General features: G+C 66.7%; 26 protein-coding genes and 2 pseudogenes. 12 read left to right on the forward strand and 16 right to left on the reverse strand.

Going from position 1 to position 26,732, the window contains the following annotated elements:
- Window positions 1-70: 70 nt before the first annotated feature.
- Window positions 71-1,225 carry an acetylornithine deacetylase gene (gene argE / locus FZN60_RS02415; protein WP_246726541.1) on the reverse strand — a complete coding sequence of 385 codons (1,155 nt, stop codon included), beginning with the start codon at window positions 1,223-1,225 and terminating at the stop codon, window positions 71-73.
- Between the two features lie 266 nt (window positions 1,226-1,491).
- On the opposite strand from argE, the pseudogene FZN60_RS28790 reads away from it, so the two are divergent.
- Window positions 1,492-2,222, forward strand: a pseudogene (locus FZN60_RS28790) (EAL domain-containing protein).
- Window positions 2,223-2,388: 166 nt separating this feature from the next.
- Here the strand turns inward: FZN60_RS28790 and FZN60_RS02430 are convergent.
- From FZN60_RS02430 to FZN60_RS02440, 3 genes are all read right to left on the reverse strand, one after another.
- Window positions 2,389-3,012, reverse strand: a complete 624-nt coding sequence (locus FZN60_RS02430; protein ID WP_158870745.1) for a methyltransferase domain-containing protein — start codon at window positions 3,010-3,012, stop codon at window positions 2,389-2,391.
- Window positions 3,013-3,280: 268 nt separating this feature from the next.
- The gene (locus FZN60_RS02435; protein ID WP_158870747.1) at window positions 3,281-4,594 is read right to left on the reverse strand and encodes a PQQ-dependent sugar dehydrogenase; all 1,314 of its coding nucleotides are present in this window, start codon (window positions 4,592-4,594) and stop codon (window positions 3,281-3,283) included.
- Entirely contained in the window at window positions 4,591-5,028 is a 438-nt protein-coding gene (locus FZN60_RS02440; RefSeq protein ID WP_158870749.1) for a DUF2231 domain-containing protein, read from the reverse strand. Before FZN60_RS02440 ends, FZN60_RS02435 begins: the two co-directional genes overlap by 4 nt.
- Before the next feature lie 339 nt (window positions 5,029-5,367).
- Between FZN60_RS02440 and FZN60_RS02445 the strand changes: the two genes are divergently transcribed.
- From FZN60_RS02445 to FZN60_RS02460, 4 genes are all read left to right on the forward strand, one after another.
- On the forward strand, window positions 5,368-5,985 hold the full coding sequence (locus tag FZN60_RS02445; protein ID WP_158870751.1) for a hypothetical protein: 618 nt from the start codon (window positions 5,368-5,370) through the stop codon (window positions 5,983-5,985).
- Between the two features lie 190 nt (window positions 5,986-6,175).
- Entirely contained in the window at window positions 6,176-6,679 is a 504-nt protein-coding gene (locus FZN60_RS02450; protein WP_158870753.1) for a Ros/MucR family transcriptional regulator, read from the forward strand.
- 211 nt (window positions 6,680-6,890) lie between these two features.
- Entirely contained in the window at window positions 6,891-7,448 is a 558-nt protein-coding gene (locus tag FZN60_RS02455; RefSeq protein WP_158870755.1) for a formate/nitrite transporter family protein, read from the forward strand.
- 240 nt (window positions 7,449-7,688) lie between these two features.
- The gene (locus FZN60_RS02460) at window positions 7,689-8,576 is read left to right on the forward strand and encodes a hypothetical protein (protein WP_158870757.1); all 888 of its coding nucleotides are present in this window, start codon (window positions 7,689-7,691) and stop codon (window positions 8,574-8,576) included.
- A 783-nt stretch (window positions 8,577-9,359) separates the two neighbouring features.
- Here FZN60_RS02460 and FZN60_RS02465 read toward each other — a convergent pair.
- From FZN60_RS02465 to FZN60_RS02485, 5 genes are read right to left on the reverse strand one after another with little or no spacing between them, the layout of a single operon-like run.
- Window positions 9,360-10,238, reverse strand: coding sequence for a 3-hydroxybutyryl-CoA dehydrogenase (locus tag FZN60_RS02465; protein ID WP_158870759.1), 879 nt, complete (start codon window positions 10,236-10,238; stop codon window positions 9,360-9,362).
- A 20-nt stretch (window positions 10,239-10,258) separates the two neighbouring features.
- Window positions 10,259-11,188 (reverse strand): electron transfer flavoprotein subunit alpha/FixB family protein, encoded by a 930-nt coding sequence (locus FZN60_RS02470; protein WP_158870761.1) that lies wholly within the window; start codon window positions 11,186-11,188, stop codon window positions 10,259-10,261.
- 23 nt (window positions 11,189-11,211) lie between these two features.
- Window positions 11,212-11,961, reverse strand: coding sequence for an electron transfer flavoprotein subunit beta/FixA family protein (locus tag FZN60_RS02475; RefSeq protein ID WP_158870763.1), 750 nt, complete (start codon window positions 11,959-11,961; stop codon window positions 11,212-11,214).
- Window positions 11,958-13,157, reverse strand: coding sequence for a CaiB/BaiF CoA transferase family protein (locus FZN60_RS02480; RefSeq protein ID WP_246726543.1), 1,200 nt, complete (start codon window positions 13,155-13,157; stop codon window positions 11,958-11,960). Before FZN60_RS02480 ends, FZN60_RS02475 begins: the two co-directional genes overlap by 4 nt.
- A 13-nt stretch (window positions 13,158-13,170) precedes the next feature.
- A complete protein-coding gene (locus FZN60_RS02485) occupies window positions 13,171-14,379 on the reverse strand; it encodes an acyl-CoA dehydrogenase (RefSeq protein ID WP_158870765.1) in 1,209 nt (402 codons plus the stop codon).
- A gap of 191 nt (window positions 14,380-14,570) precedes the next feature.
- On the opposite strand from FZN60_RS02485, the gene FZN60_RS02490 reads away from it, so the two are divergent.
- A complete protein-coding gene (locus FZN60_RS02490; protein WP_158870767.1) occupies window positions 14,571-15,467 on the forward strand; it encodes a LysR substrate-binding domain-containing protein in 897 nt (298 codons plus the stop codon).
- Between the two features lie 21 nt (window positions 15,468-15,488).
- Here the strand turns inward: FZN60_RS02490 and FZN60_RS02495 are convergent, their stop codons facing one another.
- Window positions 15,489-16,193: a GntR family transcriptional regulator gene (locus tag FZN60_RS02495; protein ID WP_158870769.1), complete on the reverse strand. Its 705-nt coding sequence runs from the start codon at window positions 16,191-16,193 to the stop codon at window positions 15,489-15,491.
- Window positions 16,194-16,525: 332 nt separating this feature from the next.
- Here FZN60_RS02495 and FZN60_RS02500 point away from each other — a divergent pair, with 332 nt between their 5' ends.
- The 6 genes from FZN60_RS02500 (at window position 16,526) to FZN60_RS28565 (ending at window position 21,744) form a co-directional block, all read left to right on the forward strand.
- The gene (locus FZN60_RS02500; protein WP_158870771.1) at window positions 16,526-16,690 is read left to right on the forward strand and encodes a hypothetical protein; all 165 of its coding nucleotides are present in this window, start codon (window positions 16,526-16,528) and stop codon (window positions 16,688-16,690) included.
- Between the two features lie 270 nt (window positions 16,691-16,960).
- Window positions 16,961-17,866, forward strand: a complete 906-nt coding sequence (locus FZN60_RS02505) for a VOC family protein (RefSeq protein ID WP_158870773.1) — start codon at window positions 16,961-16,963, stop codon at window positions 17,864-17,866.
- Between the two features lie 10 nt (window positions 17,867-17,876).
- Window positions 17,877-19,304, forward strand: coding sequence for an aldehyde dehydrogenase family protein (locus FZN60_RS02510; protein WP_158870775.1), 1,428 nt, complete (start codon window positions 17,877-17,879; stop codon window positions 19,302-19,304).
- A 38-nt stretch (window positions 19,305-19,342) separates the two neighbouring features.
- A complete protein-coding gene (locus FZN60_RS02515; RefSeq protein ID WP_158870777.1) occupies window positions 19,343-20,221 on the forward strand; it encodes an alpha/beta hydrolase in 879 nt (292 codons plus the stop codon).
- A 24-nt stretch (window positions 20,222-20,245) separates the two neighbouring features.
- The gene (locus FZN60_RS02520; RefSeq protein WP_158870779.1) at window positions 20,246-21,283 is read left to right on the forward strand and encodes an Ldh family oxidoreductase; all 1,038 of its coding nucleotides are present in this window, start codon (window positions 20,246-20,248) and stop codon (window positions 21,281-21,283) included.
- Between the two features lie 320 nt (window positions 21,284-21,603).
- Window positions 21,604-21,744 carry a hypothetical protein gene (locus FZN60_RS28565; protein WP_199266468.1) on the forward strand — a complete coding sequence of 47 codons (141 nt, stop codon included), beginning with the start codon at window positions 21,604-21,606 and terminating at the stop codon, window positions 21,742-21,744.
- Here FZN60_RS28565 and FZN60_RS29245 read toward each other — a convergent pair.
- The 6 genes and pseudogenes from FZN60_RS29245 to FZN60_RS02550 form a co-directional block, all read right to left on the reverse strand.
- A pseudogene (locus FZN60_RS29245) lies at window positions 21,726-22,219 on the reverse strand (DUF2958 domain-containing protein). The gene FZN60_RS28565 and the pseudogene FZN60_RS29245 overlap by 19 nt on opposite strands.
- 43 nt (window positions 22,220-22,262) lie before the next feature.
- Window positions 22,263-22,970: an ABC transporter ATP-binding protein gene (locus FZN60_RS02530; protein ID WP_158870783.1), complete on the reverse strand. Its 708-nt coding sequence runs from the start codon at window positions 22,968-22,970 to the stop codon at window positions 22,263-22,265.
- Window positions 22,963-23,694, reverse strand: a complete 732-nt coding sequence (locus FZN60_RS02535; RefSeq protein WP_158870785.1) for an ABC transporter ATP-binding protein — start codon at window positions 23,692-23,694, stop codon at window positions 22,963-22,965. The genes FZN60_RS02530 and FZN60_RS02535 overlap by 8 nt, the downstream gene beginning before the upstream one ends.
- Window positions 23,678-24,619: a branched-chain amino acid ABC transporter permease gene (locus tag FZN60_RS02540; RefSeq protein WP_158870786.1), complete on the reverse strand. Its 942-nt coding sequence runs from the start codon at window positions 24,617-24,619 to the stop codon at window positions 23,678-23,680. Before FZN60_RS02540 ends, FZN60_RS02535 begins: the two co-directional genes overlap by 17 nt.
- Window positions 24,620-24,630: 11 nt before the next feature.
- On the reverse strand, window positions 24,631-25,491 hold the full coding sequence (locus FZN60_RS02545) for a branched-chain amino acid ABC transporter permease (protein ID WP_158870788.1): 861 nt from the start codon (window positions 25,489-25,491) through the stop codon (window positions 24,631-24,633).
- Window positions 25,492-25,508: 17 nt separating this feature from the next.
- Window positions 25,509-26,720, reverse strand: a complete 1,212-nt coding sequence (locus tag FZN60_RS02550) for an amino acid ABC transporter substrate-binding protein (protein WP_369413026.1) — start codon at window positions 26,718-26,720, stop codon at window positions 25,509-25,511.
- Window positions 26,721-26,732: the final 12 nt, after the last annotated feature.

Genomic DNA, 26,732 nt, shown 5'->3' on the forward strand with positions numbered 1-26,732 from the left:
TACCGGACCCACGGCTTCGGCAAAACTATGATTTGGCGCAGCTCTGCTTCAGCAAAACCGAGGAAGACCGCTAGGCGCGAATCGCGGCGAGTAGCCGGTCCATCATCCGGTCGGCAGCCGCGAGCTGCTCCAGCGACACGAACTCGTCCGGCTTGTGGCCCTGGTCCATCGAGCCGGGGCCGCACACCACGGTGGGAACGCCGAAGGCCTCGTCGAAGAGGCCGCCTTCGGTGCCGAAGGCGACCTTGCAGGTCGCGTCCTCCTCGGTGAGCGAGCGGACGAAGGCCACGACGTCGGCATCTGGCGGCGTATCGAGCGCGGGATAGGCGTTGGTCACCTCGACGTCGATCGCGGCGCAGGCGAAGCGCGGCCGCTCGCGCGCGGCGATCGCCTCGGCCTCGGCGCGCAAGGCATGGAGGATCGCGAGCGGATCGTCGCCCGAAACGTTGCGGATCTCGAAGTCCAGCGCGCAGCGCTCGGGCACGATGTTGAGAACCGTGCCGCCCTCGATCCGCCCGACATGGATCGTTGTGTAGGGCACGTCGTAGTCCGCGTCCCGGCGGCCGCTCGCCGCGAGCCGGGCCTGCGCCTCGCGCAGGCTTGCCACGAAGTCGGCCGCCAGATGGATGGCGTTCAAGGCCTTCGGCGCGAGCGCCGAGTGGCCGGCGAGGCCGTGGGCGCAGGCGCGCGCGGCGATCTTGCCCTTGTGGCCGGTCGCCACGCGCATCGAGGTCGGCTCGCCGACGAGGCAGAAGCGCGGCTCGAAGGCGCGCCGGGCGAGATGCCCGATGAGCGAGCGCACGCCCACGCACCCCACCTCCTCGTCGTGGCTGAAGGCGAGGTGCAGCGGCATGGCGAGCCGCTCGCCGGCCGCGCGCTCCGCCAGCGCCAGGGCCGCGGCGAGGAAGCCCTTCATGTCCGCCGTCCCCCGCCCGAAGGCCCGCCCTTCCCGGACGGCGAGGCGGAAGGGGTCGGAAGCCCAGTCCTGCCCGTCCACCGGCACGACGTCGGTGTGCCCCGACAGAAGCATGCCGGGAACCTCCGCTGGCCCGATCGTGGCGAAGAGGTTCGCCTTCGACCCGTCCGGCGTGCCGACGATCTCGCAGTCGATGCCGCGCCGGCCCAGCAGATCGGCGACGAAATCGATCAGCGCGCGATTTGAATCGCGGCTGACGGTCGGGAAGCCGACAAGCCGGTCGAGAAGTTCAAGCGTTCTCGTCGTCAAGGGGCCGCGCCTCAAGCCATTCCAATTTCCGCTCCATAGCATGCCCGACCTGAGAACTGGGCGCCACGAAGATCTGCTCGTCACGGCAGAGGCTCCTGACGGAACCGGCAGGACGGCTCGGTCCTGGATGGGTGTCAAACGGCCTACAAAACTGGGTCTGACTCATGACTGATGCAGTTTGGCGGCGGGAATGACGGTTTCCGTCGGGGATCCGCTCGGACCTTGTCGTCGAGGCAGCACTCCAGGTCGCCCACCTCGAGGCGGAGATGGTCGCCCACCTCCAGCCGATCGCAAGCATCGGCGAGGCAACCATCACCTCGGTGGAGGCTCTCGCTCGCTGGACGAGCCCGCAGCTCGGCCGCGTCGGGCCCGACGTCTTCATCCCGTTGGCCGAGCGTGCAGGCATCATGCACCGCCTGGGCTGACGCTGCTGTCGAAGGCCCTGACATGCCTGGAGCAGATCCTGGGAAAGGTGAAACTGTCCTTCAACCTGCCCGCCCATGACATCACCTGCCACGAGACGGTCGTCGCGATCATCTCACTCGTAAGAGGCTCGGGCATTCACCCCTCGCGCCTCGTGAGGGAGCTTACGGAAACGGCGGTAGTGCGGGACTTCCCGACGGCAGAAGCATCGATCCGCCTGCTGCGCTCGCTCGAGATCAAGATCGCGCTAGATGATTTCGGCGCCGGCCAGTCGAGCCTCAGCTACCTGCGCAGGCTCTCCTTCGACAAGGTCAAGATCGATCGGAGCTTCATCGTGGGCTCGCAGGACCAGGAAGGTCGCGAGCTCCTGTCGGCCGTCGTCGCATTCTGCAAGTCGATGCGCATGAAGTGAATAGCGGAAGGGGTGGAGGACGCTTCGCAGCTTCAGCTCCTTCGATCGATCGGCTGCGACTGCTTACAAGGATACTTCCTGGCCAAGCCGATGCCGATCGAGGAACTGCTGGCATGGGAAGCGGGAGATATCCAGCCGGAAAGGCTCAGGGCACGGGCTTGATGTCGTTTCGGCTCGCGTGGGACCGGAGCTGATGTCGCCGTCGATCCACGCTACGCCTCGGAGACGCGGCCGGAAGGATCTCTGGGCGTTCCGATCGCCTGAGCAACCTTGAAGGGGCGAAGCGACCGACCGGCTTAGGCAGCGTGGACGCGGGACCTGCTCGCCCCTATCGCCACCCCACGACGCAGACCAGCGGATCGCCATCCTGGCCATCTCGCAGAACAACCGTTTCCACCGCAGCGAAGCCGGCGCGCTCCAGGTACAGGCGCACCAGCCCCGCCTGTCCATTCATGTCGAGCGCCCGCCAGACCGCCACCGCCTTGGTCGGAAAGCAGCGGTTCGAGAAGCTGACGACGGCGACCCCACCATCGCGAAGCAGGCGCTTGGCGTCGCGGAACACGGACACGGGCTGCTGGAGATACTGCACCCCGACGCAGCACAGGACGGCATCCAGGCTCTCGTCCGGCAGAGGCAGCGTGGGAACGCGGTTGAGGTCCTGAACGAACCATCGGTCGAGGCGAGGATTGGCGACCAGTTCCTCTCCGTTCATGCCGTGCCCGACGACCTCCCGGAACTCCATCTCGGCGGGCAGATGGCTGACCCAGCTCGACATGAGGTCGAGAACGCTTCCACCTCGCGGCAGGAGCGTCGCGTAGAAATCGGCCAAGGCCGCGGTGGCGCCCTCGTCGATGTGGGTGACGAGGCGGGCCGGTCTATAGAACAGCGCGTCGTCGCCGGCATCGGCCTTGCTGAAGGCGTGGTCCGGCAGTTCGGGAAGGTCGCGGATCATAGGATCGCAAATGCCGCGACCGGCCGCTTCGTTGCGGGAACGACGGTGACGCTCGACGGCTGCCCGGGCTCCTCGCAAGGGCCGTCAGCGGAAAGGCGGCATTCCGGCTTGGCGAATGAAGCAACTGTCGATTCTCGCCGGCCCACATGGACCCATACGCCCTGACGAATCGGACGGAAGCTTTTGAACAGGTCTCGACCCAGCCGAGCTATGAGAACGGCACGATGGAACCCTCGAACGGCCGCTTCCTGTCGGCAGGCTCCGAGCCTCAGCGCGAAGCCTGGACCTGCGGGCTTGGAGCGACCCGCCAGATCGTGTTGGACAGGTCGTCCGCGATGAGCAGGATCCGCTTCTTCGGATCGAAGGTCACGCCGACGGGCCTGCCCCGTGTCTCGCCGCCCTCGATGTGGAAGCCGGTGACGAAGTCCACGGGCTCTCCGGCCGGACGGCCCGCCTCGAACGGCACCCAGACGACCTTGTAGCCCGACGGGTCCAGCCGGTTCCAGCTTCCGTGCTCGCCGACGAAGGCGCCTTCGGCAAAGGCGCCGCCGAAGCCGTTCTCGGTCGCGAAGGACAGGCCGAGCGCCGCCACGTGCGAGCCGAGCGCGTAGTCCGGCGCGATGGCCGTCTCGACCAGCTCCGGCTTCTGCGGGTGGACGCGCGGATCGAGGTTCTTGCCCCAGTAGCTGTAGGGCCAGCCGTAGAACGCCCCCTCGCGCACCGACGTCAGGTAGTCCGGCACCAGTTGGGGCCCGAGCTCGTCGCGCTCGTTGACGACGGCCCACAAGGCCCGGCTCGTCGGCTCGATGGCGAGGGCCGTCGGGTTGCGGATGCCGCGGGCGATGGTGCGCGTCGCCCCGCTCGCCCGGTCGATCTCCCAAACGACCGCCCGCTCCTCCTCGACCTCCATGCCGCGCTCGCCGACATTGCTGTTCGAGCCGATGCCGACGTAGAGCTTGGTGCCGTCGGCGCTGGCCGTCAGCGACTTCGTCCAGTGGTGGTTGATGGCCGAGGGGAGCTTGGTGACCTCCTCGCCGGGCGCCGTGATCCGCGTCTGGCCCTCTTCGTAGGGGAAGCGCATCAAGGCGTCCTGGTTGGCGACGTAGATCGAGCCGTCCACGAAGGCGAGGCCGTAGGGCGCGTCGAGGTTCTCGATGAAGACGGTTCGCACCTCCGGGGTGCCGTCATTGTCGGCGTCGCGCAACAGCGAGACGCGGTTGCCGCTCTTCACCTGCGTGTTGCCCTGCTTCTTGATGAAGCCGGCGATGATGTCCTTCGGCCGGAGCGCCGGCGCGTTGCCGCCGCGTCCCTCGGCCACGAGGACGTCGCCGTTGGGAAGGACGAGCATCTGGCGCGGAATGAGGAAGTCGCCGGCGAAGGCGGTGACGGTGAAGCCCTCCGGGACGGTCGGCACCTGCCCGTTCCAGCCCGCGGGCTCCGCGATCTTCATCGGCGGGACGAGGGTCTCGTTGACGGCGGGAAGGTCGGGCGCCGCGCCGGCCTCCTTGAGGTTCGGGTCGCTCTCGCTGCAACCCGTAAGGACCAGGGCGGCGACGGCGGTGAGCAGAAGGGGCTTGATCATCGGCTCGGGTCCGGGCGCGTGAATTGGGAGAAGAACATCCAGCCCGCGGCCAAGGCGAGGAGGCTGGTGACGACCGACAGGACGAGCCCGGTCGCGCCGACCGAGCTCCAGGCGTCGCGCGCATGGTGGAAGGCGTTGACGAGGCCGATGATCCACATGACCGCGAGGACGGCGACGTAGGAGAGCCGGCGGCCGCTGTCGGGGCGGTCCAGCTTCACGATCCAGTCGGCCAGCGCCCAGGCGGCGGCCAGCCCGCCGAAGACGAGCGCCCCGGCGATCGCCCAGCTCGCAAAGTTGCTCCACTGGATCTCGGCCGTTTGAAGGTAGGCCACGTCCGAAGCGAGCGCGCTCGTAAACAGCGCGACGGGAAAGCTCAGCAGGATGCCGTGCAAGGCGTCGAACGGCGATCGATGGTCGTAGGAAGTGTAGCTCATGCAGGGCTCCGGCTTCGGCATGGTCACAATCTGGCGTGAAGGCATCCGTTCCGTTGAAGAGAGCCTCGCGCGCCGTAGCTTGGCTCAGTCAGCCCGAAACCCGTCAGCCTATTCCCGACCTCGAACATAGGCCGGCGTGATGCTGCATCCATTCGCGTCGACGGCAGCCGTGACCAAGTGCGACACCCCCCTTCCCGTCCAATCGCGATCTGTCGTCCCGCCCCGCTGGCAGGGGGCGTCCGCGCTCCACAATCACGGAACCTCGGACCCGACGGCCCGCGATCGGTGCCGAACCCCTACTCCGCCGCGGACCCGCGGGTCACCCACCGAAAGCCCGGGATGTTCCACCTGAACTTCTCGATACCCTGCCTCTACGTGCTGGCGCGCTGTCTCCTGCCCTTGCCCTGGGGCCGCCGATCGAAGATCGCGGTGGGTGTCCTGCTCCTTTTCGCGTCGCAGTACCACCTCTGGAGCCGCCTCTCCTCGGGCTCGGTCTTCGCGCCGGAGTTCCCGCAAGGAGTGGTGCTCGCCTTCAACTGGGCCTTCGGCGCAATCCTGTTCCTGCCGATCTTCCAGATCGCGCTCGATTTCTCCGGCCTCGCAAGGCTCGCGTTCCGGCGGTCGGGGTCGATCGTGTCGACCCGCGCGCGCTACGGCGCCGCCATCGCCGCGATGCTCCTCGCCGCCCTCGCCGTTCATCAGGCGACGCGGTACCCGGAGCCCAAGGACGTTGGGGTCGCGATCCGCGGCCTGCCGCCCGAGTTCGACGGATACCGGCTCCTGCAGCTCACCGACCTTCACCTCAGCCGCCTCTTCCAGGAGGACTGGGCGCGCGTCGTCGTGGATCGCTTCAGACGTCGCTCCATGCAGATACCGCCACCCGCAGCCTTTGGATCGCAAAGCAGCGGGTCAACGAAGCGTTCGGCTCTTGAAGACCTGAACGGACTGGCGACCTGACACGCCGGCGCATCTTCTTGTCGAGGGCATCTGCCAAACCGTCAAATGTGTCCGGCAGGTTGTCGATCACAGCCAAGCTGGCTTGACAGCAGCCGGAAGAAGGTCGATCGCTGGGTGATCTACAGATGCCGCGCGCCGACTTGTCTGTTGTATCTGTTTGCCAAATCACTCCCGAACGATCGGAAACTCCTTGAGCGACATCAACGACTCGCACCTCGACGCGGCGGCTGACATCATCACCGCCTATGTCAGCAACAACCAGGTTCCGGCGAGCGAGCTGCCCGCGCTGATCGCCAGCGTGCGCGCCGCCCTGGCGAGCCCGGCCGGCCCCCAGGCCGCCGCGGTGCCCGATCCAGTCGAGCTGGTGCCGGCCGTGTCGATCAAGAAGTCGATCACGCCCGATTACCTGATCAGCCTGGAAGACGGGAGGCGGTACAAGTCGCTGAAGCGCCACCTTCAGTCGAACTACGGCATGAGCCCGGACGACTACCGCAAGAAGTGGGGCCTGCCGAGCGACTACCCGATGGTGGCACCCAACTACGCCGCCGCCCGCTCCGCGCTCGCCAGGAGCATGGGCCTGGGCCGCAAGCGCGCCGAGACCGAGTCTCCCTCGATCAAGGCCGAGCCCGAGGCCGCGCCAGCCCCGGCTCCCGCGCCGAAGGCCAAGCGCGGGCGAGCCAAGAAGGCGGCTTGATGGTCGCACGGACGAGCCGACACCGCGGCGATGAATTGGCGCCGCGATGAGCGTTTCGACAGGCGGACCCGGCGTGCGGTCGACGTCGGGTTATCCCCCCGGTCGCTGAATAGATAGCATCGCGGTTCATCACTCGCCCGCCGGACCGAAGTCGAAGGTCCGGAGTTGACGAGGGCGGACACGGCGCCGGTTCTCCGGATGGGGCGATGACATGGATGACAGCACCGCCAACCGCCTGACGCCCGCCTCTTCGGCCGACGATCTGACGCGTGGCGAGCGGAAGGCCGTCGATCATCAGAGCCGGCCGAGCGCCGCACTGATCCACGAGACGATCCGCACGGAAGGCGAGCGGGAGCTGGAGCGAAGCGGCTTCGCGCTGATGGTGTCGGGTCTTGCGGCGGGTCTCTCGATCGGTTTCTCCATCGTGGTTCCTGCGGCCCTCATGGTGGCGCTGCCGGACACGCCCTGGGAGCACATTCTCACCTCGCTCGGCTACACCGTCGGCTTCCTGATCGTGGTTCTCGGCCGCCAGCAGCTCTTCACCGAGAACACGCTGATGCCCGTCCTGCCGCTCCTGCAGGGCCCGAGCTGGCGGCGGCTTGGGCTCGTCCTGCGCCTCTGGGCGATCGTTCTCGCCTCCAACATCGCGGCACCTGGATCTTCTCGGCCGTCCTTGCCTACACGTCCGTGTTCGATCCGGAGACGAAGGAGGCTCTGGCAGAGTTCTCGCGAACGACGATGGCCTCGCCCTTCTGGACCATGTTCCTGACGTCCGTCTTCGCGGGCTGGCTGATCGCGCTGATGGTCTTGCTAATGGCGGCTTCAGGCGACTCCATATGGATCGCCGCCGCATTTCGACGCCGATCGCCATGGTAAGGTCCTGACACGGCCGACATCGTCGGGGTCGGGGCCGCCAAGCGGCGTCGATCGAGACGCTTGAGTCGCAATCAAGCGGATGTCAGTATCGATTTGCAGCATTCTGCCACGGGTGAGGCTCTGGAGTTAGATCGTGGTGTTATATTACATGGGTTGCCTGACCCTTGGTCTCTGCGCCGGCTTTTTGGTCGGCGTCAGCGAGAGTCCGGTTGTTCAATATGTCCTTCCTCTGCTTTTTACACTGATTGTCAGTTCTGCCGGCGTCTTCGCCCTCAGGACTCCCAATGAGACACGCTTTCGCATCGCCGGCCTGACGTCGATCTCACTCACTCTGCCGTTTTTATTGGCGGTTATCTATGGAACCTTGATCAGGTCGGGTGCGCCTGCAAATTCCTTGCTTCCGTCCTTGATGTCGCAGGATCCGAGCAATGAGAGCCTTGACGGCCTTCTACGGCAATTGCCTCCAGACAATGCTTTGGAGATCCTGCTGTTTTCCAAGCAATTGAGAAGTCTGGGCATAAACAGAAACGAGACCGATCGATACCTTACGAGCATTATCAACGACCGTGCCTCTCGTTTAGCTACATTCAGCGCCGACATCGATGCAGTCAGAAAACGCCTTCTTGAAACGCATGAGCAGCTTGAGACCGTTGTTGAAACAGTCGACAAGATGTGGGCCCCCAAGATCGACGCTCAAATCGACACGATAGTTTCCATTCTAAGGTCACTGGATAATCCAACAGCCAGTCTAAGCGAGAAGATCTGGGCAATGAACTCCATGAAAGATCTGGTTGAGGAGTTCGAGGCAGATTATGGCATCATCGAGCCGAATGGGTCTGAACTCAGCTTTGCAGGGGGACGGCTGAACGCGCAATTCGAGGCACTGCGCGAGCTATTTGCGAGAACGCCCCCAAACAGCGTGCTGCACCCCGATGCAGTGAAGATCTGGCTTGACGCCGAAGGTGTCAAACCATCGGTCCCAGCAGCTGAACAAGCAGTCACTCTGACGGTCAAAGGGTAAGGCGCTCAGTTACTTCTTCAGTACACCAGAGCAGTTACACAAGCTTGAATTCCGCAACAATGGACGAAATCAACCAACAATGAAGAGAATTTAATCACAGTCCATCCCAAGATATGTCGTCAGACGCTTCGAGATGCAGGTTGTAGATGTCGCTCAAGGAAATCTTGCTGTTTTGGCATCCCCCTACAACAGCAGCTATCGGGGAAGCTCCAATCTGCACATTGAGAAATTTTGCTGGATATTTAACATTCTCCAGCCAGTTACAAGCTGTCAATACCATTATTTCCTCACGAATATTAGGTTTATTTTCTTTGTTCTTATCCTTTCCAATTTTGAGCGCGGCAACTCCACAGGAGGCGACTCGTCCGATTGGTCGCACTCGGCCGCCGGAGTCCGCCGCCGGCTCGGGACGGCCAATCAGCGAGGATTACTTTTACGAGACGCATTTTCTATGTCGCTTCAGCGGCACGGGCTCGGGCTGGACGTCTCGATCAGTGATCGACACCGCGATGAGGACTTACCGACTCAAGCACTCGGCATGCTATCAAATCAGCCGACGTGATAGCCTGACGCAGATTTACAGCAATTTGGGGTCGAGTGGCCTGTCGCGATGTCGAGATCATAGCCTGCTCCAGCCGAAGCTGGCTCTCCGATCGTCCGACGCTTCCGATAAATCTGAAGAGGAGGTCGAGATGGGACTTTGATCGGCCATCTCCTATAGCCACGATCACGCAACGTCTCACTTGGAGCGAACTGCAACTCCAGGGGCTACAAGATGTCTTGCTACCGTGTAGGGACCGGCGTCTCGCCGCGATAGTCGTAGAAGCCGCGCCCGACCTTGCGGCCGATCCAGCCGGCCTCGACGTATTTCACGAGCAGCGGGCACGGGCGGTACTTGGAGTCCGACATCCCGTCATGGAGCACCTGCATGATCGACAGGCAGGTGTCGAGGCCGATGAAGTCGGCGAGCTGGAGCGGGCCCATCGGGTGGTTGGCGCCGAGCCTCAATGCCGTGTCGATCGATTCGACCGAGCCGACGCCCTCGTAGAGCGTGTAGATCGCCTCGTTGATCATCGGCATCAGGATGCGGTTGACGATGAAGGCCGGGAAATCCTCCGACACCGTCGTCACCTTGTCGAGCCGGGCGGAGAAGCGCTTGGCGGCGTCGAAGGTCGGATCGTCCGTCGCGATGCCCCTCACCAGCTCGACGAGCTTCATGACCGGCACGGGGTTCATGAAGTGGATGCCGAGGAAGCGCTCCGGCCGGTCGGTGGCGGAGGCGAGCCGCGTGATCGAGATCGAGGAGGTGTTGGTGGCCAGGATCGCCTCGGGCTTCAGCACGGGGCAGACCTGATAGTAGATCCGTCGCTTGATCTCCTCCCGCTCGGTGGCCGCCTCGATCACGAGGTCGGCTTCGGCGAGAGCCAGGACATCGCCAGCGGCAGCAAGCCGCTTCATGACCGCTCCGCGATCGGCTTCCGTGATCTTCCCGGCTCGCAGTTGCCGGTCGAGATTGCCGGCGATCCTCTCCATGCCGCGCCGAGCTTCCTCCGGGCTCACGTCGTATATCAGGACATCGAAGCCGGCGAGCGCCGCCACATGAGCGATTCCCGAGCCCATCTGGCCAGCGCCTACGACGCCGACGGTGCGAATTTCGATCATGGGCGGCCCATCTGTCCAGGTCAGAGCTTCGCGGCCAGATCCGGCAGTACGGTGAAGATGTCGCCGACGAGGCCGTAGTCCGCGACCTGGAAGATCGGGGCTTCCTCGTCCTTGTTGATGGCGACGATGACGCGAGAGTCCTTCATGCCCGCGAGGTGCTGGATCGCGCCGGAGATGCCGCAGGCGACGTAGAGGTCGGGCGCCACCACCTTGCCGGTCTGGCCGACCTGCCAATCGTTGGGCGCGTAGCCCGCGTCCACCGCGGCGCGGGACGCGCCGACCGCCGCGCCGAGCTTGTCGGCGAGCGGCAGGACGACCTCCTGGAACTTCTCCTTCGAGCCCAGCGCCCGGCCGCCCGAGACGATGATCTTGGCGGAGGCGAGTTCCGGCCGCTCGGAATGGGCGACCGCCTCGCCGACGAAGGTCGAGAGGCCGGGATCGCCGGCGGCGCTCGCCGTCTCGACGCCGGCCGAGCCCCCCTCGCCGGCGGCCGGGAAGCTCGCCGCGCGGATGGTGACGACCTTGATCCTGTCGGTCGAGCGCACCGTCTGGAGCGCGTTGCCGGCATAGATCGGGCGCTCGAAGGTGTCGGGACCGTGCACCGCGATGACGTCCGAGACCTGCATGACGTCGAGGAGCGCGGCGGCGCGCGGCAGGGCGTTCTTGGCCATCGAGGTCGCGGGCGCGACGATGGCGTCGTAGCCGGGCGCGAGCGACACCAGGAGGTCGGCGAGCGGCTCGGCGAGGTGGTGGGCGAGGCTCGCATCCTCCACGAGGAGCACCTTGGAGACGCCCCCGAGCTTGGCAGCGGCGTCCGCGACGCTGCGCGCGCCCTGCCCGGCGACCAGCACGTGGACGTCGCCGCCCATCTTGGTCGCGGCGGTCAGCGCCTTGGCGGTCTGCTCGTTGAGGGCGGCGTTGTCATGCTCGGCGAGAAGCAGAATGGTCATGGATGGTTCTCCCGTTTCTCGCGTCAGATCACGCCGGCTTCGTTCTTGAGCTTGCCGATCAGCTCGTCGACGGAAGCCACCTTCACGCCGGCCTGGCGCTTCGGCGGCTCGCTCGTCTTGACGACCTCCAGGCGCGGGGCCGGATCGACGCCGAAGTCGGCCGCGGTCTTCTCCTCCAGCGGCTTCTTCTTGGCCTTCATGATGTTGGGCAGCGAGGCGTAGCGCGGCTCGTTGAGGCGAAGGTCGGTGGTGACGATCGCCGGCAGCGAGAGCGAGATCGTCTGGAGGCCGCCGTCGACCTCGCGCGTCACCTCGGCGCGGCCGTCCTTCAGCTCGATCTTGGAGGCGAAGGTGCCCTGCGGGCGCTTGGTCAGCGCCGCCAGCATCTGGCCGGTCTGGTTGGCGTCGTCGTCGATCGCCTGCTTGCCGAGGATGACGAGGTCCGGGCTCTCGGCCTCCACCACGCCCTTCAGGATCTTGGCGACGGTCAGCGGCTCGGTGACGCCTTCGACCTTCACGAGGATCGCGCGGTCGGCGCCCATGGCCAGCGCCGTGCGGAGCTGTTCCTGCGCCTGCGCCGGGCCGATCGAGACGGCGACGATCTCGGTCGCCACGCCCTTCTCCTTCAGCCGGATCGCTTCTTCCACGGCGATCTCGTCGAACGGGTTCATGCTCATCTTGACGTTGGCGAGGTCCACGCCCGTGCCGTCCGGCTTCACCCGGATCTTCACGTTGTAGTCCACCACACGCTTCACCGCGACGAGGATCTTCATGATGTGCCATCCTTGATGCTGGGATCGGATCGAAGTGCCGGCGAGGCGCGGTCCAGCGCGAGCGCGCTGCGCGAGAAGCGGATCGGCGTGCGCAGCCCCGGCAGACCCTCCGGCTCGATCCGCAAGGCCCGGTGGACGACCTGCGGATGGGCGATGGCCTCGGCGACGCCGTTGATCGGCCCGCCCGGCACGCCCCGCGCCTGCATCGCCGCGATCAGCGCGTCGCGCCCCATCGCCCGCGTGCGCTCCGCGAGGATCGGCACCAGCGCGTCGCGGTTGGCGACGCGGGCGGGGTTGGTGGCGTAGGCCAGGTCGGCGGCGATCTCGGCGATGCCCAGCACCTCTGCCAAGGCGGCGAACTGCCGGTCGTTGCCGCAGGCGACGATGACGTGGCCGTCGAGGCAGGGAAAGACCTGATAGGGCACGATGTTGGGATGGGCGTTGCCCATGCGGCGAGGCGGGGCGCCGCCGGCTAGGTGGTTCATCGCCTGGTTGGCGAGCGCCGCCACGCCGCAGTCGAGAAGCGACAGGTCGACGTGCTGGCCAAGCCCCGAGCGCGCCCGCTCGGCGAGCGCGGCCTGGATGCCGATCGTGCCGTAGAGCCCGGTCAGGATGTCGATCCAGGCGACGCCGATCTTCTGCGGCTCGCCCGCCGGCTCGCCCGTCAGGTCCATGATGCCGCAAAGGCCCTGGATCAGGAAGTCGTAGCCCGGCAGGTGCGCGTAGGGGCCGTCCTGCCCGAAGCCGGTGATCGAGCAGTAGACGAGCCGCGGGTTCAGCGCCGACAGGCTCGGATAGTCGAGCCCGTGCTTGGCGAGGCCCCCGACCTTGAAGTTCTCGACGAGGACGTCCGCCTCGCAGGCCAGCTCGCGAACCCGTGCCAGGTCGGCCGGGTCGTTGAAGTCGCAGGCGATCGAGCGCTTGCCGCGATTGGTCGAATGGAAATAGGCGGCGGTGCGCTCGCGCGTGCCGTCCGCCAGCGTCCGCTCCACGAAGGGCGGCCCCCAGCGGCGCGTGTCGTCGCCCTCGGGCGCCTCGACCTTCACCACCTCGGCGCCGAGATCGGCGAGGCACTGGCCGATCCAGGGCCCGGCGAGGATCCGCGCCAGTTCCAGGACCTTCAGCCCGGCGAGCGGCGGCTCGCCCTTCATGGCTTCGGCGAGCGGCGGCTCGCCCGTCGCGGCGTTCGCGCTCATCGCCCCGCCGCCCTCAGAAGAAGGCCTGGAGGCCGGTCACGGCCCGGCCGAGGATCAGCGCGTGGACGTCGTGCGTGCCTTCGTAGGTGTTCACCGTCTCGAGGTTCACCATGTGGCGGATCACCTGGTACTCCTCGGCGATGCCGTTGCCGCCGTGCATGTCGCGGGCGCGGCGGGCGATGTCCAGCGCTTTGCCGCAATTGTTGCGCTTGACGATCGAGATCATCTCCGGCGCCGCGTTCGCCTCGTCGAGGAGGCGCCCGACGCGAAGGCTCGCCTGCAGCCCCATGGCGATGTGCGTCAGCATGTCGGCGAGCCGCAGCTGGAAGAGCTGGGTCTGGGCCAGCGGACGGCCGAACTGCTGGCGGTCGAGCCCGTACTGCCGCGCGGCGTGGAAGCAGAACTCCGCCGCCCCCATGACGCCCCAGGAAATGCCGTAGCGCGCCCGGTTGAGGCAGCCGAACGGGCCCTTCAGCCCCTCGACGTTCGGCAGCAGCGCTTCCTCGCCGACCTCGACGCCGTCCATCACGATCTGGCCGGTGATCGAGGCGCGAAGGCTGAGCTTGCCCTCGATCTTCGGCGCGGACAGGCCCTTCGCGCCCTTCTCGATCACGAAGCCGCGGATCTTGCCGCCATGGGCCTCCGACTTCGCCCAGACCACGAAGACGTCGGCGATCGGCGCGTTGGAGATCCAGGTCTTGGTGCCGTCGAGGACGTAGCCGCTCGCCGTGCGGCGCGCCGTCGTGCGCATGCCCGCGGGGTCGGAGCCCGCGTCCGGCTCGGTCAGGCCGAAGCAGCCGATCAGCTCGCCGCGGGAAAGGCCCGGCAGGTACTTCCTGCGCTGCTCCTCCGAGCCGTAGGCGTAGATCGGGTACATGACCAGCGAGGACTGGACGCTCATCATCGAGCGGTAGCCCGAATCCACCCGCTCGACCTCGCGCGCGATGAGGCCGTAGGCGACGTAGGAGGCGCCGAGCCCCCCGTATTCCTCCGGGATGGTCGGCCCAAGGAGCCCCATCTCGCCCATCTCGCGGAAGATCGCGGGGTCGGTCGCCTCCTCGCGGAAGGCGGCGGTCGCGCGCGGCTGCAGCCGGTCCTGCGCGTAGGCGCGGGCGCCGTCGCGCAGCATGATCTCGTCCTCGGAGAGCTGCGCCTCGAAGCGGAACGGGTCCTCCCACTCGAACCGGCCGAGGTCCGGGGCATCCTTGGGCTTGAGGGACATGGGGCGACTCCGATACGCCGACGGCGGTGTTGGCTAGCAGGTTGACCGATGAGCGTTCCTACTCGGGGAGCGGGCACTGAAGCCAATGACTTCGGCTGCACACTTCATGAGACAAACTCATGACCTCGGCTTCCGTGCTGTCCCTTGCCTCTCCCCTAGCCCGGCAAGGCATGGTAGGACCTGTAGCCGACATGCGACGTTCCTTCACGCCGACCCTGTCCGAACTGCAAGCGCTGAGCGCCTGCGCCGAATGCGGCTCGGTCACCGACGCCGCACGGCGGCTAGGCCTGACTCAAAGCGCGGTAAGCCGTGCACTCGCCTCGCTAGAGGCGCGGCTAGGGGTCCATCTGTTCCACCGCGTGCGCAAGCGGTTGATCCTTTCGGATGCGGGACGTGCGATGCTTCGCGACACCGAGCGGGTGCTGTCCGACATCAACGCGGCCGCCCTGACCGTGATGTCGTTCGGGGGCCATGCCGACGTTCTGCGCCTTGCAGTGCTACCAACCTTCGGCACGAGCTGGCTGATCCCGCGCCTGCCCGAGTTTCGGCGTCTCGCACCGCAGCTTTCGCTCGACATCGCCTCGCGGCTTCAGACAGTCGACTTCGACCGAGAACCTTTCGATGCGGCCCTGCAGCGCAGGGAACTCGCCGGACCAGGCACGAGCGTGATGCCGCTGGCCGACGAGGCGCTGATCGCGGTCGCGTCCCCTCATCTCCCGGGAATCGGGTCGATTCCCCTGGAGGACCGCGCAATCGCGCGTTTGCCGCTGCTCCAGCAGTCCACGCGTCCCGAGCTCTGGCTCGATTGGTTCCGCGACGCCGGCCTGGATCCGATCACCATCCTGCGCGGACCGCGCTTCGAGCACTTCGGCATGGTGATCGCTGCGGCACGCGCTGGACTCGGTGTCGCGCTCGTGCCCGAGATCGTGGCCGCTTCCGATCTCGAGGAACGACGGCTGAGCAGGATTTCGCCGCGCGTTCTGTCCAGCGGCTCGGACTACGCACTGATCTATCCCGCACGCAACGAGATCAGCGCGCCACTCGCGACGTTTCGGGATTGGATAAGAACGACTTCGGTGCCGTATTAGACGGATCTCGTCTTGGCACGACTATGCCGATTCCAGGACCATCTCGTCTGCGAACAGATGCCCTCCGAACTCGATCACGTTGCGCGTGGTCTCGCGGATGTGGCCCTCGATCAGATCGAGAGCTTCTGGACTGCGGTCGAGCGCTGCATCCATGATGGCGTGGTGCTCGACGTCCTTGGGACGCCACTGAGTACGGAACTGCGAGGATATGCGACGATAACGGTGGGCCCGTTCGAACAGCTTGTGCCGCATCTCCAACAGGATCGGCGAGGCGCAGGCCCCTACCAACGTCAGATGGAAATGCTCATGATGGCGCACCCATTCTGCGTCGAAGTAGTATGCCTCGCCCAAACGCTTCTGGAGACGGTCCATGCGGTGGTAGGCGGCGAGGATTTCGGACTCCCAGCGATCGTCTCCGAACTCCATGGAGCGGCGCAGTCCATCCCGTTCCAAGAGGACGCGCATATCGGTGAGGTCCTGAAGGTCGGAGATCGACACCGGAGCGGCGACGAAGCCGCGTTGGCCCTGCGATACGACGAGGTGCTCGGCCGCCAGGCGAGCCAACGCCTCGCGAAGGGTCGAAAAGCTTACTTCGTAACGATCGCGAAGCGTTTCGAAGCGCAGCTTCTCTCCCGGCTGGATCACACAGCTCAGGATATCGTCTCGCAGCCGCACAAGAACGTCGCCGGCCCGAGTTTCGCCCTTGCCTCTGATCGCCTGTGTCATCCATCCCCCAGCATCCGTGAACCGTGCCGAGCAAACCAGGACCGTCCGCGGACAGCAGACGTTAGGCGAGAGGCAGGGCTTGCGCAATCGACATGGCATTGAAATATCGAATTTCATAGGGAATTTCGAAAGTTCTTTCGAACGTCATCTGGGTTGCCGGTCGCTCGCGTCGGCCAAGTTTCCGCGACGACGATCTACTCCTTCGGGCTCTAAACGGTCCGAACGTTGGGAGGGGTCGGACGACGGGATCCCGCCGTTCGCCGATCGCTGGGCCGGGGCTCCCCCGGCGGAGGATCGAAGTCTCGCTGTCTCCCCTAGCGGGACACATCGGCATGTTCCGACAACACATGTACGGCGACCCGCCCGACATGAACGTAGCGGCCGTCGCGGTGGAGCTCGGCGACGCCAAGGCGACACTCGCCCGGATCGTGCCGGAGGCGCGGGCTTGGTACGCCAGGACCGCCGCCCCGTGCGGCCGGAGGATCTCCGGGCCGTAGATCGGCGCAAAGCTTCGACGTCGATCGACCTTGCAACCTTTCAGGTAGCTCGCGCCACGGAAGGCACCTGATGGCGCTGAAACAACATGAGCAGGAGACATCCTAGACGACGTGTTGCCGGGGGGGGGGGGGGCGTGTCCGCGTCGATGCCCCACTTGAGGCCTCCGCGAGCGCTACATAATTTCGAAATAAAAAAATATTTCGAAATTATTGCCGCTGCGGATGCGATCCGCTACGAAGACCCACGGGACATCGAATGGGAGTGAAGCGTTGTCGCACCTCGTGCACGCCCTTGGGCACATAAAACTGACGACGACCCGGCTGCGGGAAGTCGTGCGCGACTCGACTGAGGTCCTGGGACTTCGAGTCACCAGGGAAGCGGGCGGCGAGGTCTGGTTGAGTTCGAATGGCCGGACGGCCGAGCTCGTATTGATCGAGGACGACGCGAACGCTTGCCACACGATCGGCCTAGAGGCGCTGAGCGAGGCGGACGTGACCTTCGCGGCTGGACGCGTCGAGGGTGCCGGTTGCCGCATCCTGTCCCGGGAGCCGAGCCTCGGCTGTTTCCGCGCCGCCGTCACCTTCGCCACGCCTGAAGGCCTCCGCTTCGAGATCCACACGCCGGCGGCCGACGACATGTACCGGCCGCGGTACGCCACGACCGGTGTCGCGCCGCGCCGTATCGACCACGCCAACCTCATCTCGCCGGATCCCGTGGCCACGCGTCGGCAGCTGACGGAGATCTGCGGCATGCGGTTGTCCGAGCGGATGGTGAACGACGCCTTGTCCTGGATGTACGGCGGCAACAGGCAGCACCACATCCTCGGCGTGGTGAAGGGGACGGCTCCTGGCCTGCACCACTACTCGTTCGAGTTTCCAGAATTCGCCATGTACTGCCGACTCGGCGACATCCTCGACCGTCACGATCGCCAGCTAGTCTGGGGACCGGGTCGCCACCGGCCGGGCGACAACACCTATGCCTACTATCTCGATCCAAGCGGCTGCATGGTGGAATGCTCGGGTCCGATGGCGACGGTGGCGGACGACACGGCCTTCGAACCGCGCATCATCACCAACCTCGAACGGCCAGGCAATGTGCGCGACATGAACGTCTGGGGCACGCCGGCACCGCTCGAATGGCGCGAGCACTTCCATCCCTTCGCGCCAGTCGGCTGAGGGAAGCCCGGTGAGCACCCATTTCGTCGCCGGCCGATGGATCGGGGTCGGAACCGTTCCGAACGTCAATCCGTCCGACCTTTCCGACGTCGTCGGAGAGTTTGCAGCCGGCGACGCGGAACTCGTCGCCGAGGCTGTCTGGGCAGCACGCGAGGCGCTGCCGACTTGGCGTCATTCACCGCCTCTCCGACGCCACGCGATCCTTTCGGCCGCGGCGCGGGAACTGTTCGAACGGCGCGACGAACTCGGCCGTCTCCTATCGCGCGAAGAAGGCAAGACGCTGGCGGAAGGAGTCGGCGAGGTCGCTCGGGCGAGCCAGATCTTCGACTTCTTCGCCGGTGAAGCCCTGCGGTTGTCCGGCGAGGCGGGCGCCTCGATCCGGCCCGACGTCGAAGTCTCGGTGACGCGCGAGCCGGTCGGCGTGGTAGGCATCGTCACCCCCTGGAACTTCCCGATCGCCATTCCCGCCTGGAAGATCGCTCCGGCGCTGGCCTTCGGCAACACGGTGGTGTTCAAGCCGGCGAGCCTCGTTCCGGCGAGCGCCCACGCACTCGTGGAAATCCTCGACCGGGCGGGCGCGCCGGCTGGCGTTCTCAACCTCGTATTGGGCAAGGGGAACACCGTCGGGCGGGCGCTGATCGAGGCTCGTCTCGACGCCATCTCCTTCACCGGCTCGACCGGCGCCGGAGCTGCGGTCGCGCTCGCTTCGGCGCGGACGATGCGCCGCTTCCAGTTGGAAATGGGGGGCAAGAACCCGCTTGTGGTTCTGGACGATGCCGACCTTGAGCGCGCCGTCTCCTGCGCCCTCGATGGCGCCTTCTTCTCCACCGGCCAGCGCTGCACCGCGTCGTCGCGCCTGATTGTCACGGACGGGATCCACGACCGCTTCGTGGCGGTCCTCTGCGAGCGCGCCGAGGCGCTGCGCGTCGGCCATGCCCTGGATCCGCAGACGCAGATGGGCCCCGTGGTCGACGAGGAGCAGCTGCGCAACAATCTCGACTACATCGCGTCCGCTCGCGCCGACGGGGCGAAGATCGCCTTCGGCGGCGACGTCGTGACACGCGACACTCAAGGTTTCTTCCAGCGTCCGGCCATCCTCACCGACATCCACAACTCGATGCGCGTAGCGCGCGAGGAGATCTTCGGACCGGTAGCCTGCGTGATTCGCGCGGGCGACTACGAGGACGCGTTGGCGATCGCAAACGATACGCCGTTCGGCCTGACCTCGGGCATCTGCACGACGAGCCTCAAGCATGCAAGCGACTTCCGCCGACGCTCCGAGGCAGGGATGACGATGGTCAACCTGCCGACGGCCGGGGTCGACTTCCATGCGCCCTTCGGGGGACGCAAGGGCTCGAGCTTCGGCCCCCGCGAGCAGGGATCACACGCGAGAGAGTTCTACACTTCAACCAAGACGAGCTACGTCGCCGCGGGCTGAGCGGGCACTCGTCCAGGATCAGGATCGGGGAGCATCCGATGCAGGAGAAAGTCACCTTCGAGTCGGACGGACTGAAGCTTTCGGGCGTCGTCCACGTACCGGACGGCTACGGCGGAACGCCGCTGCCGGCCTTCATCGTGTGCCATGGCTTCGTCGGCTCGAAGGACGAGAGCCACGCGCAGCTCCAGGCCGAGATGATGGAGGCGTTCGGTTACGTCGCGTTGCGCTTCGACTTCCGCTCTTGCGGCGAGAGCGAAGGCGAGCGCGGCCAGGTACGCTGCTTCGACCAGGTGGCCGATGCCCGGAACGCGCTGAGCTTCCTGGCCAAGCGTCCCGAAGTCGATCCCAAACGCATCGGCATCACCGGTCACTCCTTCGGCGCGGCGGTGTCGATATACACGGCAGGCGTCGACGAGCGCGTGGCATGCTGCCTTTCCTCCTGCGGATGGGGTGACGGCGAGCGTAAGTTCCGGGGACAGCACCCGACCCGCGAATCCTGGGACCGCTTCATCTCGATCCTGGAGAGGGGCCGTCTGCACAAGCAGGCGACCGGCGAGAGCCTGTGGATGTCGCGCTTCGACGCGGTGCCGATACCCGAAGCGCTGCGCCGTAACCTATCGCCCAAGGCGATCATGGAGATACCGACCGAAACGGCTTGGTCGATGATGAACTTCCGCGCCGACGACGTCGTCGCCAACATCGCCCCGCGCCCGCTTCTGCTGTTCCACACGGCGCACGACACGATCACGCCGACGATCGAATCGGTGCGCATGTTCGAGAAGTCCGGTCAGCCGACCGAGCTGATCCTTGTCGACACGACCGCCCATTTCCCTCTCGCGCCCCAGGACGCGCCGCGCACCAAGGCGATCATGAAGGGCTGGCTCGACAAGTTCTTCCCCTCTCAGCTCCCGGTTTGACATGCGGCAACGAAGGCACCGACAATGACCGTGATCAAGGCGGAAGAGCTGACCGATTTCTCGACCCGCCTCCTGCAGGCCGGCGGCTTCTCTCAAGGCGACGCCCGTGAGACGGCCGATCTCCTCGTCTGGGCGAACCTGAGGGGGATCGACAGCCACGGCGTCCTGCGCATCCCGCGATATATCAAGATGGTCGCCGAGCGCTTGCTCGTGCCCGGCGGCGCGGTAACCCTGGTCCGCGAGTACGGGGCCATCGCAGTGCTGGACGGGGGCAAGTGCCCCGGCGCCGTCGGCATGAACGCCGCCGTGCGCAAGTCAGCCGAGCTGGCCGGCTCTCACGGCGTCGGCTGGTGCGCCGCCCGCTCCATCTCGCATGCCGGCGCGATCGGCTATTTCACCTCGGCGCTCGCCGCGCGCGGTCTCGTAGGCCTTGCCATGACCGCCTCAAAGCCCTTGATGAGCTATCACGGAGCCAGGGGCGAGGCGGTGTCCACCAACCCCCTGTCGATCGCGGTGCCGACCGGCGATGGCGACGACCCCATCGTACTCGACATGTCGACCGCCGCCGTAGCGCTCGGCAAGATCCTGGCCGCAAAGGACGCCGGCAAACAGATCCCCGGAGACTGGGCGATCGACGAGAACGGCGCGCCGACCACCGATCCGGGCCGCGTCGCCGCGCTTCTGCCGATGGCCGGCCCCAAGGGATCGGGACTGTCGCTGATGATCGAGATCCTGACCAGCGTGCTGGCTGGCAACGCTGTGATCGGCCCGGTGCTGGCCGGTCGCCGCAAGGGCGGCTTCAACGGTCTCGTGATCGCGGTGGATCCAGCGGCCTTCGGCTCGGCCGAAGACTTCCGCGACGCGACGTCGGAACTGCGGAGAGAGATTTCCGCCCTCGAACCTGCGCACGGAAACGACAGGGTGACTCTGCCCGGCGAACGGAGCGCCAACATCGGCCGCCGGCGCGCAGTCGAAGGAATCCCGCTGGCCGCCGGCACCGCCCGGCGTTTGCGCGACGAGGCGATCGGCCTCGGCGTCGAGTTTCCCGGCGCGTTCGCCTGACGCAGCGATCTGGCGTGACCAGCGAAGGATGGACGATCGGGTCGGTCCGGCCTCGTCGATGCGCGTCAAGTAAGCCAGCGCTACCACCTCGAACGCGCGCCCGGCGAGACGATCGATGCCGTCCCAAGCATCGAAGCCTTGGCCGCCATCGGGACCCACGAGCGTCCGCGGCCCATTCGTTCCCGGTTCGTACGCAATCGTTAAGATTTGGTGGATAAGCCTGCTGGCGGGCTTCTCTCCCTTGCGAATCTACATATAGTGGATCTCGGCCGCACGGACGCAATATCTGCGATCCCGGCTTGCCGAAGGAACAGACTGCCATGAGCAGCAAACGAAAGACGTTCGACGTGGGCCGCGACAGCGAGAACGGCCAGTTCATCACGGTGAAGGAGGCGGAGAGCCGCCCCAAGGAGACCACCGTGGAGCGGGTTCCCAAGCGCGGTCACGGCGACACGAAGTAAGATGAGACCGCGATGGGCTCGCCACAGCATATGGGAGTCGGGGCAGCCGCCCCGGCTTCTCTGCATCGATCGGGGCCGACGATCCGATCGGCCAGCCGGGCGGCGGCAGCCCGTTCGACTAACGACTTGTCCGTGCGGAAATGGATGTCACGCTCCAAGGTGAGCTCCATGCGCACGCGCACCCGCCGCCACCCGTTCAGCGAGCTAGGCCCCAGTTCGGGCAACCTGTCCCGAGGTCGCGCATCCCGAACGACTCGTCGCCGTCCGCCACCGGTTCCGTCAGCACCCAGGTAGCCGCGCCCGTGGGGTTAAACACATCGAGCATGCGCCGATGGCGCTCGTCACGGCGGATGCCGTTGGCGGTTGGTCGGGCGCGGGTTTCAGCATGGAGGGGTGGCGTCGGGCGGCCGGCGACCCCGTGCCGAGCACCTCCCGCGGAGCAGTGGCGGCGAAAGGCGCGTTCCGTGACCGCCACCCCGCTCGTCGTCTTCGGGCGCCCACCGTCCTTGACGTGAACCTCAGTGCCCGAGGAACGCCTTGGCCACCATGGGGTCGGCGACGAGCTCGGCGGAGCTGCCCCTGCCGACGATCCGGCCCGCCTCGAGCACGTAGCCGCGTGCCGCCAGCGCCAGACTGGCGCGCACGTTCTGCTCCACGATCAGGATCGACACGCCGCTGTCGCGCACCTTGTGGAGCGCGGCGAACATCTCATCGACGACGATCGGCGCGAGACCGAGGCTCGGTTCGTCGAGGAGGAGCAGCGTCGGTCGCGACATCAGGGCACGCGCGACCGCCACCATCTGCTGCTCGCCGCCGGACATGGTGCCGACGGTCTGGGCGAGGCGTTGCCCGAGCTTGGGAAAGAGATCGAGGACCTCCGCCCTGCGCTCCGAGGCACTCTCGCGGGCACGCTTGGGATGGGCTCCGAGCGAGAGGTTGTCGTCCACCGTCAGCTCGGCGAAGACGCCGCGTCCCTCCGGCACGAGGGCGATGCCCTTTTCCACCAGATCGAAGTCGTTCGTGGCCGAGATGTCCTCGCCACGATGACGGATGACGCCGCCCCGCTCGCGGAGCCCGGCCTGCGTCAGCCCGCGCAGGAGCGAGGACTTGCCGGCGCCGTTGGCGCCCAGGATCGCGACGCATTCGCTCGTTCCGACCTCCAGCGAGACGTCGTCGAGCGCCAGGTGCTTGCCGTAGCGCACCGAGATCGAGCGTGCCTCAAACATGGGCCGCTCCCCCGAGATAGGCTTCCACGACCCGGCGGTCGTTCAGAACCTCGGCGGTCGGGCCATCGGCGATCTTTTCGCCCGCCCGCATGACGATGGAGCGCGGGCAGAGCGCGCGGACCGCTTCCATGATGTGCTCCACGAGGAGGATGGTGGCGCCGTCGTCGCGCAGCGAGCCGACGAGGGCGATGGCGGCGCGCAGTTCGGTCGGGTTGAGGCCGGCCAGCCATTCGTCGAGAAGCAGGAGGCGCGGACGGGTGGCCACCGCCCGGGCGAGCTCGACGCGTTTCTGGTCGATGTAGTTGAGGTCGGGTACGCGCGCGTCGCCCACGCCCTCGAGGCCGACGCGCGACAGCGCCTCGTCGGCGCGTCGCTCCGCCTCCCGGCCGGACACCGGACGGGCGCCGAAGGACAGGGAAAGAAGAACGTTCTGGCGGACCGACAGCGAGGGCGCGAGGCGCACGAGCTGGAAGGTCCGCGATACGCCTTCCTTGGCGATGCGGTGCGCCGGCAGGCCGTCGAGGCGCCGCCCGCCGAGGCGGATCGAGCCACCATTGGCGGGAAAGACGCCGGAGATGAGGTTCATCACCGTGGTCTTGCCCGATCCGTTGGGGCCCAGAAGCCCCACCACCTCGCCCTCGGCGAGGTCGAAATCGACGGCCTTGACCGCCTGCAGGCCGCCGAACCGCTTGGACAGGCCTCGGATCTCAAACATGGCGCGCATCCCCCGCATTCGGGCCGCGCGTCTTGCGGAGCCCCTTTTCGGCGAGGTCGAGAACGCCGTTCGGCACCAGGAAGACGATGACGATGAAGGTCAGCCCGAGCACGATGGAGAACTGCCCCGGCATCGTGACGGAGAGCCATTCGAAGAAGAAGAACAGCGGCACGGCCCCGAAGACCGGTCCCCAGAGGCGGGTCGCGCCGCCGAGGAGGGCCATGATGAGCGCGGTGAAGGAGATGTTCGGATTGAACACGATGGAGGGCTCGACATAGGTCCAGCGCGGCGCCTGGATGGCCCCGGCCAGCGTCATGGCGAGCGCGGAGAGGGCGAAGAGCGCGAGCTTGACCTTGGTGACGTCGACGCCGGCATGGCGCGCGACGATCTCGTCGTCGCCGATGGCATGGACCGCGAGCCCGAGGCGCCCGCGCTCGATCAACCAGCGCGTGCCGATCACCGCGACCGCCAGCGCCAGCAGCATCCAGTAGATCGCCGTGGCCGACAGGTCGATGAAGATGTAGCGCCCGAGGGTGCGGTTCACAGACGTCTCGAACCAGGTGATGATCTGGCGCACCAGCTCGGCGAGTCCGAAGGAGAAGATCACGAAGTAGACGCCGGCCAGGCGGAGCGTCGCCAGGCCGACGAGGAGCGCGACCGCGACGCCGATGGCCCCGGCGACCGCGAGGATCGCGCCGAAGGGCATCGTCTCGGTGAGCACCGCCACCGTGTAGGCGCCGATGCCGAAGAAGGCGACGGTGGCGAGCGAGACGTATTTCGTCGGACCGGAGAACAGCGCCCAGGCCGAGGCCAGGACGACGGCGTTCATCAGGCCGACCAGGACGCCCTGCCCGTAGCCCCCCACGAAGAGCGGAAGCGCGGCGAGGCCGGCCACGAGAAGGGCGCAGGCGAGAGCGGAGACGGCGGGTCGCATGGCGGTCGTCCTCACGCGAAGAGGCCCTTGGGCCGCCACAGGAGGACGGCGAGGAAGATGGCGTAGGTGGCGGCCAGCGTCAGGCCGGGGTCGACCGCGTAGGACACCAGGGCCTCGACGATGCCGATGATGAGGCCGGCGGCGAGCGCGCCGCCCATGTTGCCGATGCCGCCCATGATGACGATCACCAGCGCCTTCATGGTAAGGAAGCCGCCGTCGATCGGCGTCACGGGCTGGTACATGGACAGGATCGCGCCGCCCGCGCCGGCGATCGCTCCGCCGAGCGCGAAGGCCTGGCGGGCCACCCGGTTCTCGTCGATCCCGACGAGCGCGGCGAAGGCCGGCCGCGTCGCCACGGCCCGCATCGTCAGGCCCCAGCGCGTGCGCGTCGTCGCCGCCCAGAGGCCGAGGCCGATCAGGCAGGCGAGGCCGAGGCCGAGGACGCGGCCTGAGGCGACCCGCGCCCCGAGGATCTCCACCGGGGCCTGGAGCCAGCCGTAGCCCGTGTAGCCGGAGCCGAAGGCCTGCGTGAACAGGCCCTGGAACAGGAACAGGAGGCCGAAGGTGACTAGGATCGAGTCGATCTCGACCCGCTCGGGATGACGCGCCCGCTTCACCAGCGGACGCATCAGGACGGTATAGAGGATCCACGAGATCGCGAAGGCGAGCGGCACGACCACGAACAGGCCGAGCACCGGCGACAGGCTGGCGCCCGTGAACAGGACGAAGGTCGCGAATGCGCCGAACATCACTACCTCTCCGAAGGAAAGGTTCATGATCCGCGCGACGCCGTACTGGATCGTGAGGCCGAGGGCGACCAGCGCATAGGTGCCGCCGAGCACCACGCCGAAGACGAGCGTAGACAGAAGCATGGCCGGCCGCCTTCCGTTCAGTTCCAGCCGGGTTTCGGGACGACGAGGTCGGCCGAGCCCTCGCGGCCCGCCGGCGCCACGGCGACGAAGTGGTCGCCCTGCCACTGGCCGATGTACCAGAGGTCGCGCGGCGCGTTGTCGACGAGCTGGATCGGCCCGAGGATCGTCTCGAAGCGGCCGCTCGCCAGTTCCTGCGTCACGGCCTCCCGGTCGAGCCCCCGCCGCTCGATGGCCTGCGCCAGCATCTGCAGCGAGGAATAGATGACCGGGCTCGCCCAGGCGTCGGGCAGCTTGCCGATCACCTCCTGGTGGCGGCGGATGTAGTCCTGGATCTCCGGGCGGTTCACGTCGATGCCGCCCAGGCTCATCACCCCCTCGACTCCGCCTTCCGCCATCTGCGGATAGATCGGGAAGCTCGTGCCGACGCCCGTGTGGAAGATCGGCGGATTGTAGCCAGACACCCGCGCCTGGCGGGTGATGGCGAAGGTGTCGCCGGGATAGCTGTAGGCCACGAAGGCGTCCGCACCGCTCGCCTGGGCCTCCGACAGGAGGGTGGCGAAGTCCTGCGTGCCCAGCGGATAGGTCCGGTCCATCACGATCTCGATGCCGGCCTCCTCGAAGGCCTTGCGGGCGGAGGCGGCCAGCTCGATGCCGAAGCCGTCGGCGATCGAGATCATCGCGATCCGCCCGTTCAGCGCACCCGCCTGCTTCTGCGTGGTCAGGAGCTCGGCGAAGGCGTGGGCGTAGTCCTCGGCCGTGCCGAGCAGCCAGAAGGCGCCGGGCCAGCGCTCGTGGATTCCGGGAATGGGCGGGACGATCGAGGAGCTGGCGATCTGCGGGTAGCCGAAGCGCGCCATCAGGGGCGCGGCCGCCAGGTTGAAGCCCGTGCCCCACGGCGCCAGGATGAAGTCCACGCGGTCCTGGTTGACGAGGCGCTCGATGCCGCGCACGACTTCCTCGGTCTGGGAGCGGTCGTCGTAGGCGACGACCTCGATCGGCAGCTGCGTGCCGTCGGGCAGGCGCAGGCCGCCGGCCGCGTTGACGTCGTGGACCCACAGCTCGTAGTTCGGGATGGTGGTGGTGGTCGCGCCGGCCGCGTTCACGCCCGTCTGCGACACGACGTAGCCGATCCGCACCGAGCTTCGCTCCTGGGCGATCGCGGGCGGCACTGCGGCCGCACAGGCGAGAATGGCGGTCGCTGCAGCGCCGACGAACGTTCGACGGTTCATGTTCATGCAATC

Origin of the sequence: Antarcticirhabdus aurantiaca (assembly GCF_009765365.1) — a bacterium.
Classification (GTDB): Bacteria; Pseudomonadota; Alphaproteobacteria; order Rhizobiales; family Rhizobiaceae; genus Antarcticirhabdus; species Antarcticirhabdus aurantiaca.

What these genes read in the sequence shown, in the direction of transcription:
- FZN60_RS02430 (WP_158870745.1), bottom strand. Translation starts at nt 3,012, where the DNA reads ATGATCCGCGACCTTCCCGAACTGCCGGACCACGCCTTCAGCAAGGCC.
- FZN60_RS02435 (WP_158870747.1), bottom strand. Translation starts at nt 4,594, where the DNA reads ATGATCAAGCCCCTTCTGCTCACCGCCGTCGCCGCCCTGGTCCTTACG.
- FZN60_RS02440 (WP_158870749.1), bottom strand. Translation starts at nt 5,028, where the DNA reads ATGAGCTACACTTCCTACGACCATCGATCGCCGTTCGACGCCTTGCAC.
- FZN60_RS02445 (WP_158870751.1), top strand. Translation starts at nt 5,368, where the DNA reads ATGTTCCACCTGAACTTCTCGATACCCTGCCTCTACGTGCTGGCGCGC.
- FZN60_RS02455 (WP_158870755.1), top strand. Translation starts at nt 6,891, where the DNA reads ATGGATGACAGCACCGCCAACCGCCTGACGCCCGCCTCTTCGGCCGAC.
- FZN60_RS02465 (WP_158870759.1), bottom strand. Translation starts at nt 10,238, where the DNA reads ATGATCGAAATTCGCACCGTCGGCGTCGTAGGCGCTGGCCAGATGGGC.
- FZN60_RS02470 (WP_158870761.1), bottom strand. Translation starts at nt 11,188, where the DNA reads ATGACCATTCTGCTTCTCGCCGAGCATGACAACGCCGCCCTCAACGAG.
- FZN60_RS02475 (WP_158870763.1), bottom strand. Translation starts at nt 11,961, where the DNA reads ATGAAGATCCTCGTCGCGGTGAAGCGTGTGGTGGACTACAACGTGAAG.
- FZN60_RS02480 (WP_246726543.1), bottom strand. Translation starts at nt 13,157, where the DNA reads ATGAGCGCGAACGCCGCGACGGGCGAGCCGCCGCTCGCCGAAGCCATG.
- FZN60_RS02485 (WP_158870765.1), bottom strand. Translation starts at nt 14,379, where the DNA reads ATGTCCCTCAAGCCCAAGGATGCCCCGGACCTCGGCCGGTTCGAGTGG.
- FZN60_RS02490 (WP_158870767.1), top strand. Translation starts at nt 14,571, where the DNA reads ATGCGACGTTCCTTCACGCCGACCCTGTCCGAACTGCAAGCGCTGAGC.
- FZN60_RS02495 (WP_158870769.1), bottom strand. Translation starts at nt 16,193, where the DNA reads ATGACACAGGCGATCAGAGGCAAGGGCGAAACTCGGGCCGGCGACGTT.
- FZN60_RS02500 (WP_158870771.1), top strand. Translation starts at nt 16,526, where the DNA reads ATGTTCCGACAACACATGTACGGCGACCCGCCCGACATGAACGTAGCG.
- FZN60_RS02515 (WP_158870777.1), top strand. Translation starts at nt 19,343, where the DNA reads ATGCAGGAGAAAGTCACCTTCGAGTCGGACGGACTGAAGCTTTCGGGC.
- FZN60_RS02520 (WP_158870779.1), top strand. Translation starts at nt 20,246, where the DNA reads ATGACCGTGATCAAGGCGGAAGAGCTGACCGATTTCTCGACCCGCCTC.
- FZN60_RS28565 (WP_199266468.1), top strand. Translation starts at nt 21,604, where the DNA reads ATGAGCAGCAAACGAAAGACGTTCGACGTGGGCCGCGACAGCGAGAAC.
- FZN60_RS02530 (WP_158870783.1), bottom strand. Translation starts at nt 22,970, where the DNA reads ATGTTTGAGGCACGCTCGATCTCGGTGCGCTACGGCAAGCACCTGGCG.
- FZN60_RS02535 (WP_158870785.1), bottom strand. Translation starts at nt 23,694, where the DNA reads ATGCGCGCCATGTTTGAGATCCGAGGCCTGTCCAAGCGGTTCGGCGGC.
- FZN60_RS02540 (WP_158870786.1), bottom strand. Translation starts at nt 24,619, where the DNA reads ATGCGACCCGCCGTCTCCGCTCTCGCCTGCGCCCTTCTCGTGGCCGGC.
- FZN60_RS02545 (WP_158870788.1), bottom strand. Translation starts at nt 25,491, where the DNA reads ATGCTTCTGTCTACGCTCGTCTTCGGCGTGGTGCTCGGCGGCACCTAT.
- FZN60_RS02550 (WP_369413026.1), bottom strand. Translation starts at nt 26,720, where the DNA reads ATGAACCGTCGAACGTTCGTCGGCGCTGCAGCGACCGCCATTCTCGCC.